Origin of the sequence: Rhodopseudomonas boonkerdii (assembly GCF_021184025.1) — a bacterium.
Classification (GTDB): Bacteria; Pseudomonadota; Alphaproteobacteria; order Rhizobiales; family Xanthobacteraceae; genus Tardiphaga; species Tardiphaga boonkerdii.
Genome location: NZ_CP036537.1, coordinates 5,466,292 through 5,486,389, shown reverse-complemented (window position 1 = coordinate 5,486,389; position 20,098 = coordinate 5,466,292). Strand labels below are relative to the sequence as shown.

14 protein-coding genes and 3 pseudogenes are annotated in these 20,098 nt (G+C 58.7%); 7 read left to right on the top strand and 10 right to left on the bottom strand.

Annotated elements, in window-relative coordinates; translation table 11 throughout:
* Positions 1 to 3 precede the first annotated feature (3 nt).
* Entirely contained in the window at positions 4 to 1,224 is a 1,221-nt protein-coding gene (locus E0H22_RS25200; protein ID WP_233023624.1) for an acyl-CoA dehydrogenase family protein, read from the bottom strand.
* A gap of 357 nt (positions 1,225 to 1,581) precedes the next feature.
* Between E0H22_RS25200 and E0H22_RS25195 the strand changes: the two genes are divergently transcribed.
* From E0H22_RS25195 to E0H22_RS25175, 5 genes and pseudogenes are all read left to right on the top strand, one after another.
* On the top strand, positions 1,582 to 2,733 hold the full coding sequence (locus tag E0H22_RS25195) for a thiolase family protein (protein ID WP_233023623.1): 1,152 nt from the start codon (positions 1,582 to 1,584) through the stop codon (positions 2,731 to 2,733).
* 4 nt (positions 2,734 to 2,737) lie between these two features.
* Positions 2,738 to 3,196 carry a Zn-ribbon domain-containing OB-fold protein gene (locus tag E0H22_RS26090; protein ID WP_430715188.1) on the top strand — a complete coding sequence of 153 codons (459 nt, stop codon included), beginning with the start codon at positions 2,738 to 2,740 and terminating at the stop codon, positions 3,194 to 3,196.
* Complete coding sequence (locus E0H22_RS25190) at positions 3,196 to 4,062, top strand: HTD2 family dehydratase (protein ID WP_233023622.1); 867 nt, start codon at positions 3,196 to 3,198, stop codon at positions 4,060 to 4,062. The genes E0H22_RS26090 and E0H22_RS25190 overlap by 1 nt, the downstream gene beginning before the upstream one ends.
* A 187-nt stretch (positions 4,063 to 4,249) precedes the next feature.
* A complete protein-coding gene (locus tag E0H22_RS25185) occupies positions 4,250 to 5,887 on the top strand; it encodes a flavin-containing monooxygenase (protein ID WP_233023621.1) in 1,638 nt (545 codons plus the stop codon).
* Between the two features lie 713 nt (positions 5,888 to 6,600).
* Positions 6,601 to 7,037: pseudogene (locus E0H22_RS25175) on the top strand (IS110 family transposase); the annotation flags it as partial.
* Positions 7,038 to 7,297: 260 nt separating this feature from the next.
* Here the strand turns inward: E0H22_RS25175 and E0H22_RS25170 are convergent.
* Positions 7,298 to 7,471 (bottom strand): hypothetical protein, encoded by a 174-nt coding sequence (locus tag E0H22_RS25170; RefSeq protein WP_192799978.1) that lies wholly within the window; start codon positions 7,469 to 7,471, stop codon positions 7,298 to 7,300.
* Between the two features lie 360 nt (positions 7,472 to 7,831).
* A complete protein-coding gene (locus E0H22_RS25165) occupies positions 7,832 to 8,044 on the bottom strand; it encodes a hypothetical protein (protein WP_210251724.1) in 213 nt (70 codons plus the stop codon).
* 282 nt (positions 8,045 to 8,326) lie between these two features.
* Here E0H22_RS25165 and E0H22_RS25160 point away from each other — a divergent pair.
* A protein-coding gene (locus E0H22_RS25160; protein WP_151612149.1) for an IS3 family transposase occupies positions 8,327 to 9,678 on the top strand; the annotation gives its coding sequence in 2 pieces (ribosomal slippage) (positions 8,327 to 8,663 and positions 8,663 to 9,678; 1,353 coding nt in all).
* Between the two features lie 149 nt (positions 9,679 to 9,827).
* On the opposite strand, the pseudogene E0H22_RS25155 reads toward E0H22_RS25160, so the two are convergent.
* The 4 genes and pseudogenes from E0H22_RS25155 to E0H22_RS25140 form a co-directional block, all read right to left on the bottom strand.
* Positions 9,828 to 10,661, bottom strand: a pseudogene (locus E0H22_RS25155) (IS3 family transposase); the annotation flags it as partial.
* Positions 10,603 to 10,740: pseudogene (locus E0H22_RS25150) on the bottom strand (IS3 family transposase); the annotation flags it as partial. The pseudogenes E0H22_RS25150 and E0H22_RS25155, both read right to left, overlap by 59 nt.
* Positions 10,741 to 11,569: 829 nt before the next feature.
* On the bottom strand, positions 11,570 to 12,505 hold the full coding sequence (locus E0H22_RS25145; RefSeq protein WP_151612151.1) for a DNA methyltransferase: 936 nt from the start codon (positions 12,503 to 12,505) through the stop codon (positions 11,570 to 11,572).
* A 479-nt stretch (positions 12,506 to 12,984) separates the two neighbouring features.
* Complete coding sequence (locus E0H22_RS25140) at positions 12,985 to 13,305, bottom strand: DUF736 domain-containing protein (RefSeq protein ID WP_151612153.1); 321 nt, start codon at positions 13,303 to 13,305, stop codon at positions 12,985 to 12,987.
* 214 nt (positions 13,306 to 13,519) lie between these two features.
* Between E0H22_RS25140 and E0H22_RS25135 the strand changes: the two genes are divergently transcribed.
* Positions 13,520 to 14,554, top strand: a complete 1,035-nt coding sequence (locus E0H22_RS25135) for an IS110 family RNA-guided transposase (protein WP_024585279.1) — start codon at positions 13,520 to 13,522, stop codon at positions 14,552 to 14,554.
* An 895-nt stretch (positions 14,555 to 15,449) separates the two neighbouring features.
* Here the strand turns inward: E0H22_RS25135 and E0H22_RS25130 are convergent.
* The 3 genes from E0H22_RS25130 to E0H22_RS25120 form a co-directional block, all read right to left on the bottom strand.
* On the bottom strand, positions 15,450 to 16,385 hold the full coding sequence (locus E0H22_RS25130; RefSeq protein WP_151612158.1) for a DUF2493 domain-containing protein: 936 nt from the start codon (positions 16,383 to 16,385) through the stop codon (positions 15,450 to 15,452).
* Between the two features lie 337 nt (positions 16,386 to 16,722).
* Positions 16,723 to 17,769, bottom strand: a complete 1,047-nt coding sequence (locus E0H22_RS25125) for a DUF7146 domain-containing protein (RefSeq protein WP_151612160.1) — start codon at positions 17,767 to 17,769, stop codon at positions 16,723 to 16,725.
* 154 nt (positions 17,770 to 17,923) lie between these two features.
* Complete coding sequence (locus E0H22_RS25120) at positions 17,924 to 19,960, bottom strand: ParB/RepB/Spo0J family partition protein (protein ID WP_151612162.1); 2,037 nt, start codon at positions 19,958 to 19,960, stop codon at positions 17,924 to 17,926.
* Positions 19,961 to 20,098: the final 138 nt, after the last annotated feature.

Here is a 20,098-nt window from a genome sequence, read left to right as displayed (position 1 = left end):
GTCTCATACCTTTTGGGCGGATTTTGTATTCGCGGTCGGCTCGCGGGGCAAACCAAGTCCGCGCTCTCCGATGATGTTCCTTTGGATATTGGACGAGCCACCACCGATGATCAGACCGATATCGTACATGTTGTCGATCTGCCAAGTCGTTGCCTCATCGTCTTCTAGTGCTTCACCTTTAGGCTCATAAGACAGACCTGCCGCACCAAGCACGTCGACGGCCAACGAAGACAAGCGGTAGGCAATCATGGTGCCGTTTAGCTTTACGATCAGGCGCCTGACACCCGACTCTTCATCTCTGGACTGCTCACTCAGCAATCGAAGACCGTGGAATTTCGATGCAAGGACTTCACCTTGAAGCTTGAGAAGCCGATCGCGATACTCCGGAATTTCAATTGTCGGCACACCTATTAAAGAAGTCCTTCTCATCAACTCTATGACCCGGGCAAGCCGATGTGCGAGCTTATTGGGATCGCCAAGGAGAAGGCGTTCGTATTTCAAAGTCACGTTAGCGACGTGCCAGCCATCGCCTCGCTGCATTACGATCTGGTCGATTGGAACGCGCACATTGGTAAGGAAAGTCTCGTTAAATTCGGCTCGCCCGGTCATTGTTATGAGTGGACGGACCTCGATTCCTTCGGCACTCATTGGGATTAAGAGATACGAAAGTCCGCCGTGTTTGCCCTTATCTGCATCGGTGCGGCACAGCAGGAACATCATGTCAGCAAAGTGCGCCGAACTGGTCCAGATTTTTTGACCATTGATTACAAAACGACCGTCATCCACATACGCATGTGTTTTTACAGCTGCCAAGTCTGAACCAGACCCCGGTTCGGAATATCCTTGACACCAGATGACCTCGCCGCGGATGGTCGGACCGATCCATTTTGCGCACTGCTCTCTGGATCCAACCTCAAGAAGGGTCGGTACAAGCATCGAGATTCCCTGATTCATGATGCCTGCAGAAACACCGGCCGTCGAAAATTCGTCTGCTATGATCGCCAATTCCATTACGTCTAGCGGAAGGCCGAAGCCGCCGTACTCCTTGGGAATGGTGCGCGCGAAGTATCCACGCTGGAGAAGCAGGCGCTGCCAATCCAGCGCCCGCTTGTCCGGTCGTTTACGACCGCCTCCTGTACGGGGCGACTGATCGCCGTATTGCTTTATGAAGTCGCGCACCTCTTCTCGTAGCGCTAGGTATCTGGGGCCATAGCTCAAATCCATGAGCATTCTCCTCCGCCAAGCGCTCCTTGCAAAAGCTACCGCATGAACCGGCGCTCGATGTGCGAGGTTTTCGCTTCTTAAATCAAATCATCAGTCAGCGCCCGCCCGACAGGGGCTTGCTTTCACAAGTCAATAATTCTAACGTTCGTTAGAAACGGCATTCTCACTCTCTTTGATGGCTGGGTCAAGTAAGGCATCCCGTATTCTTTCGCCCGCACAACAGGTTGAGAACCCAGGGAAAGTTAGAGCCGATGCTCCGTCCTCATGCTTGCAGCCGGATCGAAGTAACTAATGATGAATGTGTGTAAGGCGCAGATTTCAGTTAGTTAAAAATAATTGTGATCGAGAGGATCTCATATGTCGCTTCGTGAGCGTATCGCCATAACTGGTATCGGCGAAACCAGTTACAGTCGCAAGTCGGGAAAAAGCGTTCTGGCTCTTCAACTCGAGGCCTCTCTAAAAGCAATCGACGACGCCGGACTGTCGCCGAAAGAAATCGATGGTATCATTCCCTATTCGAATTCGGTGGTCGTAGCAGAGGACTTCATAACAAATCTTGGCATCGATGATCTTCGTTTCTCGGCGACCACTCCTCTTGGAGGCGCAAGCTGCGTTGCCGGAATACAAGCAGCTCTTTTGGCGATCAGTGCAGGTCTCTGCAACCATGTACTACTTCCGATAGGCCGGAACGGTTCATCTGCCGGTCGCATTGGTACACGGGTCCAGCAGATGCCGCAGTTCAAGGTTGTCGGCGAATTCGAAATGCCGATCGGAGCAATTGCGCCAGCGCAGCTCTATGCTGCAATGGCGCGGCGGCACATGCAGCTCTACGGAACGACAAGTCGCCAACTTGGAGAGATCGCAGTGTCTACGCGTCACAATGCCATCCTAAATGGCAATGCGATGATGACGAAGCATATCACTATTGAAGATCACCAGAACTCGCGCATGATCTCCGATCCGCTTCGGTTGCTGGACTGCAGTCTCGAGAGTGATGGTGGTGCTGCCATCGTCGTTAGCGCCGCCGAGCGCAGCAAAGATATGCGTCAGAGGCCGATCCTGGTTATGGGCATCGCTGAAGGACATCCCGAATCTCCAAGCTCCATCACTCAGCGTCCCGACATGACACGTCTCGGCATTGCCAAGGCCTCGCCCAAGGCATTTGCGATGGCTGGTGTCACGCCTCAGGAAATTCAGGTAGCCGAGATCTACGATTGTTTTACCTATGTCGTTCTTTGCCAGCTGGAAGATATCGGCTTCTGCAAGAAGGGCGAAGGCGGCCCCTTTGTCGAGAGCGGCGCCATTAGGCTTGGCGGAAGCCTGCCGATCAACACCCATGGCGGCCTGCTTTCCCAAGCACACATGGTCGGGATGAACCACGTGGTCGAACTCGCAAGGCAGCTCAGGGGAAGTGCCGGAAAAGCCCAGGTAAGTGGAGCCGAACTGGGCCTTGTCTCCGGGTACGGCGACATGGGCGACGGGTCGTTAGCGATCATGAGGAGAGGCTGAGAGTATGTCCGAAAGCATCTATTCGAAGCTAGTCCCCGAGCCGACGCCCGACTCTATGCCTTACTGGAAGAGCCTGAACGAGGGAAAACTGAGACTTCAAGAATGCGCGCGCTGCAAGAAACTCCGGCATTATCCCCGGCCTGTATGCGATGCGTGCTATTCATTCGAAACCAATTGGGTCGAAGCATCGGGCAAAGGCGCAATTCACAGTTGGACGATCACCCATCATTCGTTTCACGAAGGTTACGAGTCCGATCTCCCATACACGTTGGTGACCGTTGACCTAGAGGAAGGTGTACGCATATTGGCGCGACTGCATGCCCCAATGGCTACAGAGCTCGATATCGGCATGCCCGTCCGGCTCGTCTTCGAGAAAGCTATGCCTTGCCTTACGTTGCCCGGATGTGCTCTCGCTGACTCCTCGAGTGACGTGTCCGCGTCCTCATCACTGAGAGCACGATAATGTCCTCCGAAATCGACATTGATGGCTTGCGCAAATACATAGGTTCCAAGATTGAGGAGGAAGATGAAGCCTCGAGAGCGCCACTCTTCGGGCTCGTAGCTGCATTCGATCGAGACGAGCCGGTGCCTACTAACGGTGAAGCGATTCCACCTGGATGGCATTTAGTCTATTTCCATTCATTCGCCCGCAAGGCGACGCTAGGCGACGATGGCCTTCCCCTATCTGGTGGGGTGATACCCAAGATGCCCTTCCCACGGCGCATGTACGCGGGCACGAGTCTTGTGTTTCATCATCCGCTTCTCGTGGGTGAATCGCTCAAACGTGAGACGGAACTGACAGACATCACCTTGCGCTCTGGCAGTACGGGCCCCCTCATCTTTGTTACGCAGACGCGACGTATATTTACACAACGTGGTCTTGCGATTGTTGAGGAAAGTTACACCGTGTTTCGCGACGCCGTAAAGCCAGGAGAGCTAAGTAGCATTCCGAAGCGAAGCACACCACCCGCCGGGCTACCATGGGCCCGACAGATCGTCACGGATCCTGTATCGTTATTTCGCTATTCCGCCGTAACCTTCAACGCGCATCGAATTCACTACGATCGAAGTTACGCGACGACCAACGAGGGATATCCAGGCCTGGTAATACACGGCCCCTATTCTCAGCAATGTCTCATTGATCTTGCTCGCGACAAAAATTCGACCAGAACGATTGCCTCCTTCACGCAACGCGCTCGCGCACCATTGTTCGATACAGCGCCATTCGAGGTCACGGGACGCCCGGTCGATGGCGGGGCGGGTGCCGAGCTGTGGGCTACGACGCCTGCCGGATCCGTCGCTATGGAAGTTAAGCTGCGGTTTTACTGAATAGGCTCGACGCGCGCAAAACTCCGAAGGAAAGTTATCGGCTTCCTATGTTGACTTATATATCCGCCAATCATGGCTGGTTCGGAAAGCGGAGCACCACAATGCTGCGGAAGCTACCATAGACGAAGACAGCTCAGGGAGTAGATCGCTGGCGTTTTATCGGTCCCGACAAACAACGGAGGCGAGTATGAAGAATGGACAAGCTGCTCGGGAAGACGAACGAACCTGCACCGGCACGGAGTTTGATGCGGTCGTCATCGGGGCGGGCGTCGCTGGCCTCTATCAACTTTACAAGCTGCGTGAGCTCGGCTTGCGTGTCCGGACCTTTGAAACCGGCAGCGCCGTCGGCGGCACCTGGTACTGGAACCGCTATCCGGGTGCACGTTTCGACTCGGAAAGCTGGACATACGGCTACTCATTCTCGAAAGAGCTTCTCGAGGAATGGACGTGGGAGGAACACTTTTCTGCTCAACCCCACACGGAACGCTATCTCAACTATGTCGCCGATAAATTTGACCTGCGGCGCGACATCCAGTTCAACAGCCGTGTTGTCGCTGCGCTTTGGCGTGAAGATACACGCAGCTGGGACATAATGCTGGAGAGCGGTGCACGACATTCGACACGCTTCCTTGTCACAGCGATCGGCGTTCTTTCGGCGTCTGTGATGCCGACTATTCCCGGCATCGAGAGCTTCGCCGGTCAGTCCTGCCACACCCACCGCTGGCCGAAGGAAGGCCTCGATCTTGCGGGTAAGCGGGTCGGCATCATCGGGACCGGCGCAACCGCAGTGCAGACGATACAGACGATTGCTGACATAGTCGGCCACTTGACCGTGTTTCAACGCACTCCGAATTGGGTCTTTCCGCTGAACAATAGCAAGATCACTAAGGAGGAAATGCAAGACATCCGCTCTCGCTATCCAGACATCCTGGCACGCTGCCGCGAGACGCCAGGCTGCTACGTTCACGGGCCTGATCCGCGTAAGACGTTGGAGGTGTCACCCGAGGACCGCGAAGCATTCTGGGAAAAGCTGTACCGTACCCCGGGTTTCGGCCAATGGCAGGCGAATTTTAGCGACATGCTGACCGATCGCACCGCCAACGCCCTCGCTTCGGATTTTGCCGCACGTAAGATCCGTGAACGGGTTAACGATCCCATCCTCGCCGAGAAGCTGATCCCTAAGAACCATGGTTTTGGTACGCGCCGGATCCCGCTCGAGAGCGGCTACTACGAGGTCTACAATCAGCAGAATGTCCAGCTGGTTGACGTCAACGAGACACCGATAGAGCGGATCACTCCACATGGCATCCGGACTTCAGACTGCGAACGCGAGTTCGATGTCATTATATTTGCGACTGGCTTCGATGCCATTACGGGTGCCTTCGACCGAATTGATATTAGGGGAGTTAACGCCGTGCGTCTCAAGGAGGTGTGGGAGGACGGCCCGCAGACTTACCTCGGCATCTTCGTTGAAGGGTTTCCCAATTTTTTGATGACGATGGGTCCGCACGCTGGACTCAGCAATTACACGCGAACGGCGGAATACAACGTTGAGTGGATTACGGACGTGATCCAGTTTGCGACCAAGCGAGGATTGAGCCGCATGGAGGCCACGCCGCTCGCCGTCAAGGAATGGACAGATCACGTCCTCGCTCTCGGCCAAGGTCAGTTGATGAACGAAGTCGGCTCCTGGATGACGGGAGTCAACCGCAATGTCGAAGGTAAACAGAAGCCTCGGATCATGCGCTACAGCGGCGGACACCCTGCTTATCGGGAATATTGCAACGCCGTGGCCGCGGAAGGCTACCCTAAGCTCGCTTATTGAGCGAGCTTTCAATTCAAAGTTTTGAGCGAGGGAGGCTTTCCGAAAGCTAGATCAGATTTCAATCAGCATGCATCGTTGGCACAACGGCTCAGAAGTAGAAGTAGAAGTAGAAGTAAGCGGCGCATTTGACCGACGTGGAGGTGTCGAGACTCTTGCCGGTGACGCGCCAGAGATCATCGGAAGTGCGACCCAGTCCCGCGGAGCAACGCTCCGAGCTTGGCGAGAGCGTTCTCGATCGGGTTGAAGTCGGGCGTTAGGGTGAAAAGGAACGTTGCGCCGGTCGCCTCAACGGCTTTTCTGATGGCCGTCCTTTGCGGGCCGGTAGGTTGTCGAGGATCGCGATGTCGCCTGGCGCAGCGTCGGGCAGAGTAACTGATCGGCGCGCCAGGAATCGCGCTCGGTTGATTAAATCACGAGCAACATCGACGCGATCCTGTCTAACAACCTAGCCGCGCCGATAAAGGTCGTGGTTTTCTAGTGGCTGTGCGGAAGCCGAACAGGGGACTCTGTCAGCGCGAGCCGCCACCTCGCATGCGAGGGGTGAGACAGCAAGCGCAGGCCGGGCAGATGACTGCAATAACCGACTGCCGATCAAGGGCGAAAAGTAGCGAATGGGGTGTCATCCACAGTGATGGCGTGGATGGCGTCCGCTACCGGCATCTGCTGTGCCAAAGCGAGTCGTTGTCAGGTTCACTGAAAGGGAGCCATCCAAGATGCCTACTATGACATTCGGTCTTGATCTTGCAAAACATGTTTTGAGGTTCATGCGGTCGACGAGACCGGCAAGGCAATCATCCGGAAGAAGCCTCATCGTTCGGAGGTGCTGGAATTTTTCCAATCGCTCTCGCCGTGCCTGATCGGCATGGAGGCTTGTGGAACAGCTCATCATTGGGCACGCGAGTTTATTAGGCTCGGGCACGATACCCGGCTGATGCCGGCAGGTTATGTCGATCCGTACGTCAAGCGAGGCAAGAACGACCTCGATGCGGAGGCGGTCTGCGAGGCGGTCACGCGACCGACGATGCGCTTTGTAGACGTGAAGAGCGTCGAGCAGCAGTCGGGTTTGATGCTCCATCGGGCGCGCGAATTGTTCGTTCGTCAGCGAACTATGCTAGTCGATTCCTTGCGGGGCCAACTCAGCAAATCGGGCTGATTGCGCCGAAGGGCGTCTGGAGCATTCCGGAACTCCATGCCCTCTCACAGGGCGCCAGCCAGGCCGAACTTCCCGACGCAATTCGTGGCTGTGTCGAGTTGATGATGGGCCAGATCGTGCCGAGACGTCGAAATAGTTCATGCCATGCGGGCGCCATCCACAGATGCACAGGTGTGATCTCTGCGATCTTCTGCATTTTCTGCAATGTAAGGCAGAATTTTACCGAAATTTGCAGAACGGCCATGAGCTCCTATCTCTCAGAGATACTGTGAGGGATCGACGTGGTTGGAAACAAAGAACTGGAGGCCGGGCTTAAGGCCATGGCGGAGGACTTCCATCTGCCTGGTGGAGGACGCAAGAAGCTCGCGCGGCTTGTCGTCGGACACCTGTGGTGGTTCGATGCTGCCGAACAGCGGGGCATGAGTTGGCAAGACATGATCCGGGCGATGACTGCCGCCGGTGTGAACGGCAGAGGCAACAAGCCCATCACCGTTGGGACACTATCCTCAACGGTCTGGCGAGTACGGACGAAGGGAGAGGCGAGCGGTGCCCGCGAACAAGAACGGCCTGGACCAACGCCCACCCTACCGAGCGGGCAAACTCGGAAAAGCACAAAAAACTGCGGCACCGGCCAGCCGCGGCAACGCATACGAAAGGCCCCCCCGGAGAATAGTGATGATGACGAGCTCAGTCGACCTGCACCGAAGTGGGCGGTAGACAGAGAACGGTCCGGTCGGGCCAACAAGCATGTGCGGGCCTTTATGGACAGAGCCCGAGCCGTGCGCCGCCGATCAGAGGACGACTAGCAACGGCCGCACCTCGCCGAGGGCATGAGCCGGACCGTCAGCGGCTTTCGGCCTTCCAAATCGGCTCAGCGGGTTCGGCCCAGACCGGGCGCTCCGCAGTTCCCGCTCGATCGGCTTGTCGGCGAACCGCTGCCTACTCTTGCCGCGTTGTCGCTCAATCAGCTTAGGAAAGTCGACAACATCGATATCGAGGCGCATACCGAAATCCTTGGCGAGGATACTTTTCCGCGTGGGCAGGGACCTCGGGGGTCGGAACTACGAGTCGCGCCTGCCCCATCGGGGAAAAGCTTTTTTCCGCTCTTGACCCAGAAGGCGCACCCGCCGTATCCGGATGAGGGTCAGCCGGCGAGATAGACTCGGCGTTTGCCGTCCCTGCCGGTCACCCTGCTCACGATGTGTTCGGCGTCATCGCCTCTGAGACCAAATGAGGGACTTCACGAAAGGAGGATTTCTGGTTCATCGTAGCCGTCAGGAGCGAAGATGAAGCAGAAATCCGAACTGGGCAAAGCGCCCGCAGAACAAGTGCTAAAAGATATCCGGCGGCAGACGCGTCGGCAGTATTCGGCGGAAGAGAAGATCCGTATCGTGCTGGAAGGACTGCGCGGCGAGGAGAACATCTCCGAGCTGTGCCGCCGCGAAGGCATTGCCGCCTCGATGTATTACGGTTGGTCGAAGGAGTTTCTGGAGGCCGGCAAACGCCGCCTGGCGGGTGACACGGCCCGTTCCGCCACGTCCGGTGAGGTGAAAGACCTTCGCCGCGAAGCCTCCGAATTGAAGGAGGTGGTGGCCGACCTGACCCTGGAGAACCGCCTGCTCAAAAAAAGCATGAACGGGGCTGGGGAAAACGAGGCATGAGGTATCCAGCATCCGAGAAATCCGAAATAATCGCGCTGGTCGAGCAATCGCATCTGCCTGCCAGGCGCACGTTGGAAAAGCTCGGCATCCCGCGAGCCACCTTTTATAGATGGTACGATCGCTATCGCGAGGGTGGCATCGAGGCGCTGGCCGATCACCGCTCCAAGCCGGACCGGGTCTGGAATCGCATCCCGGACGATGTCCGCGGTCAGATCGTCGATCTGGCACTGGAACACCCCGAGCTGTCGCCGCGAGAGCTGGCGGTGCGCTTCACCGACGAGAGAAAATACTTTGTCTCCGAGGCTTCGGTCTATCGGCTGCTGAAGGCGCACGACCTGATCACCAGCCCCGCCTATGTGGTGATCAAGGCGGCTAATGAGTTCAAGGACAAGACCACGGCGATCAACCAGCTTTGGCAGACCGACTTCACCTACCTCAAGATCACTGGCTGGGGCTGGTACTATCTATCGACGGTGCTCGACGACTTCTCTCGTTACATTGTGGCCTGGAGGCTTGGTCCCACCATGTGCGCCTCCGACGTCACGGCCACGCTCGATCAGGCGCTTGCCGCCTCAGGCCTGGACCACGTCAATATAAAGCAGCGGCCACGGCTTCTGAGCGACAACGGATCAAGTTACGTCGCGGAAGATCTGGCCACCTGGCTCAAGGGCAAGGATATGCAGCATGTGCGCGGTGCGCCGTATCATCCCCAGACCCAAGGCAAGATCGAGCGCTGGCATCAGACCTTGAAGAACCGCATCCTGCTCGAGAATTACCATTTACCGAGGGACCTCGAACGTCAGGTCAGCGGCTTCGTCGAACACTACAACCATCACCGCTATCATGAGAGCATCGACAACCTCACGCCTGCGGATGTTTACTTCGGCCGAGCCGAAACCATCCTGACTGAGCGTGCGCGCATCAAACGTGAAACCATTGCAAACCGCCGCTTGCAGCATCGATTGCAAGCCGCTTAAACTTTAACCCTAGATGAGCCAGATCCTCCCTTCTCGAAATGCCTGAGCGGTCTCAAATTATCTGACGACGAACACTCACGATGAAGAACAAGCGATTTGCATAGGTGTGTCGGATTGGTCTGCCCCCATAAGGTGGTCCGGTTTCAGTCTTAATGCATGATCGGCTTTTCGGCTATCGCCTGAACTGATGGTGGAGCCGATCCGCGCGGCGGTGCAGGCCAGACCATGGCCTCCGGCGCCGGTGGTTTGTAGCCGAGCGATGAGTGTGGCCGCTCGGTGTTGTAGTAGCGTCGCCAAGCCTCAATAATGATCTTTGCCTCGGCAAGGCTGTAGAAGATTTCACCGTTGAGCAGTTCGTCGCGTAGCTTCGAGTTGAAGCTCTCGCAATAACCGTTCTCCCATGGACTGCCAGGTTCGATGAACGCGGTCTTCGCACCGACAGCGGCGATCCAGTCCCGCACGGCCTGAGCGATGAACTCCGGGCCGTTGTCGGAACGAACATGACCAGGCACGCCGCGCAGGATGAACAGGTCTGACAGGGCGTCGATGACGTCGGTCGAGTTGAGCTTGCGATCGATGCGGATTGCCAGACATTCCCGGGTGAACTCGTCGATGATGTTGAGCATGCGGAACTTCCTGCCATTGTGGGTCCGGTCCTCGACGAAGTCGTAGGACCAGACATGGTTGGGATGCTCCGGCCGCAGCCGGACGCACGATCCGTCATTCAGCCAGAGCCGGCCTTTCTTCGGCTGCTTTTGGGGGACCTTCAGCCCCTCCCTCCGCCAGATCCGCTCGACACGCTTGGCATTCACCATCCAGCCTTCGGACCGCAGCATCGCCGTGATCCGGCGATAGCCATAGCGGCCGTAGCGTGAGGCAAGACGAATGATGTCAGCGGTCAGCGCCTCATCATTTGCTCTGCCTCCACTCCCGCACGACCTTGGCGATGAACTCCGGGCCGTTGTCGGAACGAACATGGCCCGGCACACCGCGCAGGATGAACAGGTCTGACAGAGCGTCGATGACGTCGGTGGAGTTGAGCTTGCGAGCGAGACGGATCGCGCCTTGGCGCCCTGAATGTATCCAGAGGAATAGGTTACAAACTCTCGAAGGTTCTTGATGTGCGTCGCAAAGCTTTCAGCTGCACCCGATAGTTTCGGATGCTGCTTAGCGATGACAAGTAGCTCCTTTTGCGTCGTTTCCAGCTCGTGCAGCGCCGAGCCGAATTCGTGGGTCATGAATCCAGCGACCACGCCAAGCAAACTCATAACTTCAAGTTGCTGCTCGCGTTCGTAAGTCGCTTCCTGATGTTGAGTTGCGAGCGATTGCGTTTCCGCAAGCGCCGTAACGATTCGGGACTTTTGCGCAGTGGTTATAAGCGGGTTAGCCTCGATCTCCGCGATTGCAGAGCGCGTCTCCCGACGAATGGACGCTAACATTTCCCGATGTTTGGCTTTTTCCTGCTCTTGCTGGGTGCGCCTATCGCTGTAGGCCATAGCCTCTACGGCACCGCGCACCATCGAGCGCAGCTCGTTGAATGCCTCGTTCTCAACGAAGCCCTCTCTATCCGCCGACGCTACAAGGCCGGTGCGCCCCCGGCCCGATGCTTGACTATTACGGGCATCGACCTGAACGAAGCCCACGAGCTGAGCCGACTGAGGTAACCGCAGCATCCAATTTTCAACGGTCGAGGACTTAACCTGAGCGGGCATCGGAAAGTATTTGAGAGCCAGAGGAGAACGCGGCTCCCTCCGCCGCCGTGCCACGTCGGCCTGAAGCTGTAACCAGTCGTCCGAAAGGGACCCGTACGGCTGAACGCGAAAGCTTCGATCGAACACCGCCACGCCGCCATTTTCGAGAACCCAACGTTGCGCGACGCGGCCGTCGACCGTTAACCGAGACGCTCTTGCCCGACATTGTGAACCGGTTTGATGTCCAGCACGAGGTCTTGGAGGGGCATTCCAGGCAACTCGTCAACGTAACGCTTGCGCTGAGGCACGCCTCCCTGCTTCAGCGGCCAGTGGATCCTTCCGGCCGCATCGAGCCGATCAAGCTCGCCATGCGGCACCGCCCAGTGGCGGCCCTTGGCGCTAACGTTGATGCCCCGCCATGGCTTTCCACTCTCGCCGTTGCGCGTCCCGGCGCCTGTCAGGTCGGCTCGTCGCCACTTCCTGCCATCTGGGTCTTCATGCACGAAGAATGAATTGATGTATTCCTGATCGTATGACTGATGAACATCCTCCCACGTGAATTCGTCGGAAGCACTATAAAAGAGGATGACATCGTGAATCGGCCCCCACCGCTTCGCCGAATTGTGGGCGCTCGTTCGCTTCCAAATAATCTCGCTTCGGAACTTGTCTGGCCCAAAGATTCCATCGAGCAAGATTTTCAGGTAGTGGCTGGCGGTCGGATCGCAATGCAAGTAGAGGGAGCCGGTCCGCTTGAGAACGCGGCGCAACTCTACGAGTCGCTGGGCCATCATCACCAAGTAGGCCATCATATCGCTCTCGCCGAGAGCGGACCTCAAAGCAGATACAAACGTTGCGGTTGGCCCGCCGACGTGAGTCATGATTTCGTGGTAGGCAGCCTCAGCTTCTCCCGTGTGCCATGACCAAAAGTCTAAGAAAGCGCCAACCTGCGCGGAGGTGACCTCTTCAACCGGGCTCTTGAATAGGACGTTATACCGAGCTTGGCTGTTGAACGGCGGATCCAAATAAACAAAGTCAACGCTTTCGTCCTTGATCTGCCGGCGAAGTATTTCGAGATTGTCCCCGAAGAATAATTTATTTGGCGAGGTAGCCGCAACACGTACCGAACTTTTAGCCATAGACCCCACTCCACAATGGGGCAATGAATGCGGTTAACCTGCCAACAAGCGCTTTTACTTTGCCGTAAGGACGACTCTTTTTGACGCGTAAGGTTAATCAATCCTTTTACTTCGGCCAATGGACTATGGATCATGAATGGTTTCGGCAGCTTGTTGCATGTCTGATTGCACTATCCGGTTCGATGAACGCCGTACGCGGCTGCGAGCTTATCCGCAGATGCGCGATGATCGTATCAGCTACGAGCAGTGCCAGGAAAAGCCTGGTAGGTGCATGCCTAGAAATTGGATCGGCGATTGTTGTACGTCGAGACCCAAACTCCTTCGCGAAAACGAATGGAGGGATTAGCGGGCGGACCGCGCGGAAATGCCAGCAGATGCATCCGAGAACAACTCTAGACAGCGGCTTGGCAATTCTTGCTTTTAGCAGTGGAAGACAGGCCCCGTCCGGCGAGTGCCGGGCGGGGCTTCTCGAAGCGGTCTCAGTCGGCGCTCTTGCGCGGCCGCGACCAGAGAAGCGTGTAGCCTTCGCCGCCTTCGTCATCGAACAGGTTGGCGTAGATCGGCGAGTTGAAGGAGGGATCGTCGAGCTTGAGTGAGAGATAGTCGCGACCCTCCTCAGAGCGCTTCGACCATGCTGCCCCGATCTCGGCCCGGCGCACATAGACGCGGTGGCTCGGAGCGTTGTCGTTGGAGCGATTGGGCTCGGCGACGATGCGGACGCCCTTGGCCTGCAGGCTCAGCGTGACGATCTCTCCCTGAAAATCGTTACCGACCTTCTTGAACGAACCGATGGTAGCCATATCAAGTCTCCTTGCGTTGTTTCGGACCGCGACCACCGCGGCCTCGATGGCGATGACCAGGCCGAATGACGAGCGGCGACGCACCCGCAAGGGCCGAAGCACCGCGGAGGACGCCATGGCTTGCGACTTTCTTGAATATGTGGACGCCCTTCCCTCGGCCCAATTCAGGCCGAGCATAGATATTGAAGACAGGCTCACTCGAAAGGGACCGCATATGTCGCTGACAATCGGACTGGATATCGCGAAACACATCTTTCAAGTTCACGCAGTCAACGATTCTGGTGAGCCTGTCGTCCGTCGCAAATTGCGGCGGTCCGAAGTGCTGGCTTTCTTTGCGAAGCTCGAACCGGGCGTGATCGGAATTGAAGCCTGCGGTACGGCGCATTATTGGGGGCGAGCACTCAGCGAGCTTGGCCATGAGGTCAAACTCATGGCACCCCACTACGTGAAGCCATACGTCAAGCGCAGCAAGACCGACGCGGCGGACGCCGAAGCAATTTGCGAGGCGGTAGAACGACCAACTATGCGGTTTGTGCCGATCAAGACGACAGAACAGCAAGCCATCCAAATGGTTCATCGCGCGCGATCGATGCTCGTGCGCCAGCGTACCATGTTGGTCAACGCCATCCGCTCGCATCTCGCCGAATTCGGCCTCGTGACAGGACTTGGTCTGGCCAAGACAGCAGCCCTGGTGGCAGAAGTGCTCAAGGCCGGCGAGGATGAATGTCCGATCCCAGAGGTCGCGCGAACGGTCGTCCGCTGTCTGACGCAACAGGTCGGCCTGCTCGACAAGCAGATCCGCCGGCTCGATGTCGAACTCCTCGCTTGGCATCGCAGCAACGCCGCAAGCAAGCTGTTGGCGAGCATTCCTGGCGTCGGCATCGTGACGGCGACCGCGATCGCTGCGACCGTGCCCGATCCGGCTTACTTCGAATCGGGGCGAGCCTTCGCCGCCTGGCTCGGACTTACGCCCAGAGCAAATTCCTCTGGCGGCAAGGATCGGCTCGGCCGGATCACCAAGATGGGCAGCCAATATATACGCACACTGCTGGTCGTCGGCGCCACCGCAGTCGTCAGGTCCGCCCGCATCAAGGATGGAAGTTGGCTCTCGGAGTGGGCGCGATCGCTGCTCGAGAAGAAGCCCGCACGTCTTGTGACCGTGGCTTTGGCCAACAAGATGGCGCGGGTGGCTTGGGCGGTCTTGACACGTGGTCAGCAGTTTAGGCCGAGTCTTGTCGCGGCTGGCTAACCGGTAAGGGAAGCAATTAACGGCTTCGGGAGAGGTGCAAGGGAAGTGATGCAGTCGATCTGACCCACGTATCAGGACAGACCGTTCGCGAGATTGCGCATCATGGCGCGCTTTCTTGAAAGGGACCTGATACGCGGACTCATTCAGGGCCCGCGGCCGTATGCGCCGTCTTTGAGAGGCCGGACATATGGTAGCACCTGATCGAAACTGCACTTATGCTTCCTTTTTCTTCTTCCCCCGGAGGGGGCGTCCACATATGTCTCGCGAGGAATGGGCTTTAGCCCAGGGGAAGAAAGTCGCAAGACTGGCGTTGCGTCTCAGACGGTCGAGGCGCAGCCGGTCTTCGGCCAGATCAAGCCATCAAAGAGGCGAGGTGTTCGCGTGCTGAACAACATTGAGAGGAGACGTGACTGGCATCGGTCGTACGATACGAGAGGTGGCTTGTTTTCAGGGGGAAGAGAGAGAACATGCAGTAAAGTGGGCGGATCACTCGCTGAACATGAGCGCCTGCGAGCTGGCTCCGATCCAGCACAAAGCGCGCAGAAGCGATAGTCATGGTTACGAAGTGCTGCGAGGAAGGCCCAACTATCGGATCGACCTGATGTCACCGCGCGTAACGTTCGAAGCAATCGATACGGAGGCGAAGGTTGCAGGCTGCTCTGGTCGTGGCCGCGAGCGCAATCGAAGACGCGTTCAAGCCCGATCGGGTCTCGACAGGCGCCTTTCAATGGAGACAGCACTTGGCAATCGCACAGAGGCTTCAATGCAGGCCGTACGGATACAGACGGAGGTCGCGTATGACGGCGATAGTCGGAAGGGTTAAAAAAGCGCCTGATCTTTTGAAGCGTGCTCGCAGTAGCGAGCACGTCATGAGGCGCTAGACGCGATCGCGGCGCTATGCGCCGCTGTCGCCAAATTTCCAGACCGGGATTCCCATCCGCCTCGCCTTGTCGGCGAGATTTTCCTGAATTCCCGTTCCCGGGAACACGATGACGCCGATTGGCATCATCGTCAGCATGAGATCGTTGCGCTTGAATGGTGCCGACTTGGCGTGCTTCGACCAATCCGGCTTGAATGCGACTTGCGGAACCTTGCGGTTCGTCGCCCACTTGGCTGCAATCAGCTCGGCGCCCTTCGGTGAGCCTCCATGCAACAGAACCATGTCGCTGTGCTTGGCGTGAACCTTGTCGAGGCGATCCCAGATCAGATGATGGTCATCGAAGTCGAGGCCTCCGGTCAGTGCGACCTTGGGTCCGACCGGAACAAGCACCTCAGTCTCGGCGCGACGCTTTGCGGCGAGAAAGTCTCTGGAGTCGATCACCGCGGAGGTGACCGAGCGATGGTCAATGAGTGACCCGGATCGCGGGCGCCACAGCGAACCAGTGTGGATTTCGAATTGTGCGATGGCCTGTTCGCGGAACAGCTCCATGCAATTGCGGCGTTCGATCAGGGAAAGCCCTTCCGTGATGAGCCGCTCGAGTTCGACCGACCGCACTTCGGAGCCATCCTGCTCGTGTTGACTTGCGCGCTGTACCTGCTCATTGCTGTCGAGCTGGCGCTCGATCCGGTTGACGGCTCGATGGAACAGATTGACCGTCGACCAGAGCAGGTCTTCCAAGTCCGGCTCCATGCGGCTGTCACTCAGGGTGGCCACGAAGGCATCGAAGATGTCGGCGACAGCGCCGGCGATCGACTTGGCTTCGGGAAGGGGCCTCGGATCGGGTTCGTCGGTGAATGGTCGGTAACCGTAGAGTTGCAGTTCGGTCAGAACGTGGTGAAGCTGGGATGAACCATGCTGCGATTCAAATTCGGTGTCGTCACGATCGGTCATGGGACGATGCCCTCCGTGGATCGGCCGCGACCATCGCGGCCTTCGTGGCGATCACTCAGGCGGCGGGCGGGCCGGACCAGAACCCGGAGCAACGCGGAGGGCCGAAGCGACAGCGGAGGATGGCTGGGCGCGGCTATTTTGCTTCGCGATGCAAAGGCGGGATGGACTGATCGATGGATTTAGGCGGAGACGGCCGCCGGCGGAAAATAGTCGCGCCCTGCCATTGCCGGTCCGGCCCGCCTGCCGTCCGATCGCCCTCTAGAAGGCCGGGCGCGGCCCTCTCACGACGTGGCCTCACCTAGATCGGTTGTCGACGCTGATGGCGAGGCGCAGGCACTCATGCCGTGATCGCGAACGCCGACGGCGAGAATCGGACGACATCCGCAGGCGCAAGCTGAATGCGAAGAGCTGCCCGGAGCTCATTGACGCCGAAGGTGCGCAGATCCTCGTTGAAGTCGTCGAGCCTGGGCGATAGTGGGATCGCCTCGATACCGGCTGCTCTGGCACGCTGTGCCAGTGCGGATGTGACCGCCTCTCCGGCCGCATCGGCATCACGGGCGATATAGAGCCGGCTTAGGCTCGGAGACAGTTGCATGGCGGCGAGATGGTTGGCCGATAGCGCTGATGCCATGGGCAAGCTCGGGAGCGCAAAGCGCAGGGAGAGCATAGTCTCGATGCCTTCGCCTGCAGCGAGCACGTCATGGGTGATGCCGAATCGAACAGCGTTGCCAAGCAAGAGGCCCATCGCGCGGCGTGGCGTGTCGATCGGCGCCTTGCTCCGACCCGAGCGATCGAGCCAAGTGCGGTGAATACCAGTGACGGTGCCGTCAAGCGTGGTGACAGCGGCAATCAGGGCCGGCCATGTCTCCATCGGCAGGTGTTGATTCGGCCTATAGAAGCAGCGCGGGTGGAAGCGAAGGCTCGCGGTCTCATGCAAGCCCAAAATGCCCCGCGTCCGAAGGTATGTTTCTGCAAGCGTGCCAGAAATGGGCATGGACATGGCAAACAGGCGCCGAGCCGATTCAGGCGAGCCCATGGGAACGCGTCGGATCGACGATGTGGATCCCGTCTCAATCTGCGGCAGGCTGAGAAAACGCCGCGCCTCGGCAAGAACATCGCGGAATTCAACAAAGCCGCAGCTTTCCCTGATGATATCGAGCAGATCGCCGTGTTCAGCGGTCGCGGCATCCGTCCACTTGCCGGCCGCTCCCTTGCCCCCATGACGTGAGCACAGCCGAACGAACATGGACCGGCCGCGCGTGTTGTGAACATCACCGACAACCCAATAGCGGCCAACGCGCCGGCCATTGGAAAGATAGCGCCGGCAGACGAGTTCGGCCCGCTCGGCCAGCCGGCGGGCGAGATCGGATGCTTGGGTTGACATAACTGATCCCCACCAAAAAGATGGCCCGCCGCTGACGGCAGGCCTTCGAAATCGGTGCTTGTGCTGACTTATTCGGCCGCGACCAGCGGCTCGTCGGGGAGAGTTACATCTTCGCGCGGATGCTCTGCATCTGGCATGGCCGCTTCGCATTTGCTCACTGGCGCGTCCTCCCCCGAAGCGGCGGGGAAATCGGGCCAGATTCAGGCGAAGATGATGTCGCGCTGGAGGGGCGACCAGGCGTGCGCAGCGGCTCCGGAAGCCAACCCGAGCCAGTAAGGAGTTCTTCCGCCCTCTCCGCCATCTCGCCCTTCTTCAGGTGCTCAATGAGTTGAGCCGCGGTCTCTCCCTTGACTTCTCGGACGGCTTGCAAGATGCGCGCCTTGGTGACCCGCCCGAAATAGTTGTCGACGGTCGGCGACCAGCCGGCGGCGGCAATATCGAGCCCGATGGCCTCAGCGAGGCGGTCGGCGTGGTCCAGCGCACGCGGGCGCCGATTCGAGGGCTCGTACACCGCATTGACGCTCAGCGCGATGCAATGTGCGAACAGGGCATCGCGGCTGTCCCGATCGAAGCTCGTGAGCGCGTCCCAGAGCTCGGCCGATTCACGCGGCAACTGCGCCGACCACTGCCGGTGCCTCTGGTCGACGGCTTTGGCGATCGTGGCATCGCCGAGGCCTGGCGCCTGGCTGCCGAAGACGACGCTCTTCGCATCCACGTCGAGGCAGGACTCGGGCGTGTAGCGGTAGAAGAGCTTCAGGCAAAGCGCGTGCAGTGCCGCCAGGAACGCAACGTCCGGGTCCCCTGCGAGCGCGTCGCGCAAGGCCAGAGTGCGGTACGCTGTGAGTTCGGTCATCAACCGGTCAGGGATCGGCTTGATGCCTTCCTCCTGATCGGGCGCCTCGGTATTTGCCGAGGTGCATGTCTGCCCTTCGGTCGTATCTCCGGAGGCAGAGGTTGCCGCTGGGGTGGCACTCTGCTCGGCCTCAGCTTCTCCCTCCGCCTGCGGAATTGCCGGCTCATCCTCGGGACGGACATAGCCGCGCTCGACCCGAAGCGCGCCAGACGCGTCGATGCTGACGAAGGCACCCGCGCGCGCGATTTCGTCAGGATCGTACTGGACGGGCCGCTCATCGAGTTCGTCAAGGGCCGTCTCGATCTCGCCAAGGCGCTGATCGCCCCCTTCAGGAAGGACGTCGATCTCGGAATGGTCCTGCTCGAGACGCTCATACTCGGCGTGCAGCGCTTCAGCCGCCGCAACCTCCTCGTCGGTCATCGCAACGGCCTCGCCGGCGATGCGGCGTAGACCATAGATGTGGCCGTAAGGAAAATCGACGGCAACCTCGACCCATTTCCAGCCTTCGGAGCGGATGTTGCCCGCCTCACGCTCCAGCTTCTCATCGACGAGCCTGTCGAGCAGCATCGGCTCTTGCAGCCAACCGCCGTCATCCTGCTGAAAAAGATCGCGGATGATGTCGCCGCCTGCGGCCTCATAGGCCTCGATTCCGACGAACTGGGCGCGCTTGTCGGAGGCGCGCACGGCGCCTTCGGTCAGCAGACGCCGGATGTAATACGGCTCCTTGTTGTGCGAACGCTGCACCGCCTGCCATACCTGCTGCTGGCGCTCGTGGTCCGGATTGACCGCAAACGCCATCAATTGGTCGAGGCTCATGCCGTCTTCGGCATAGACGTCGAGCAGCGCTGGCGAGACGGCGGCGAGCCGGAGCCGTTGCTTGACCACCGACACGCTTACGAAGAAAGCGGCTGCAACCTCCTCCTCGGTCCTCCCCTTCTCGACGAGATCGCGGAAGGCGCGGAACTGATCGAGGGGCTCAAGTGGGACCCGCTGGATGTTCTCGGCGAGCGAATCCTCCTCGGCGAGGCCATCGGTCCGGATGACGCAGGGAACCGGCGCGTTGCGCGAGAGCAGCTTCTGCTTGACCAGCAGTTCGAGCGCGCGATAGCGCCGCCCACCGGCCGGGATTTCGAACATGCCGGTTTCGGCGCCGCCATCGTCGAGAACCGGCCGGACGGTGAGGCTCTGGAGCAGCGTGCGCCGAGCGATGTCTTGCGCAAGCTCCTCGATCGAGACGCCCGCTTTGATACGTCGGACATTGGACTGGCTCAGCACCAGCCGGTTGAAGGGGATATCCCTGGACTGACTGAGGGTGATCTTGCGAACGGATTTTGCCATTGACGTTTCTCCTCGACGGGCGGTCAAGAACCTCTCTCGACCTTCTGCCCGTCACGAAGCGAAGCGCCGCCCTCTAACTCTGAAGGGCGGCGCCAGCCGGAGAAACCGAGAGCCGAGGCTCATCACACGCGCACCACT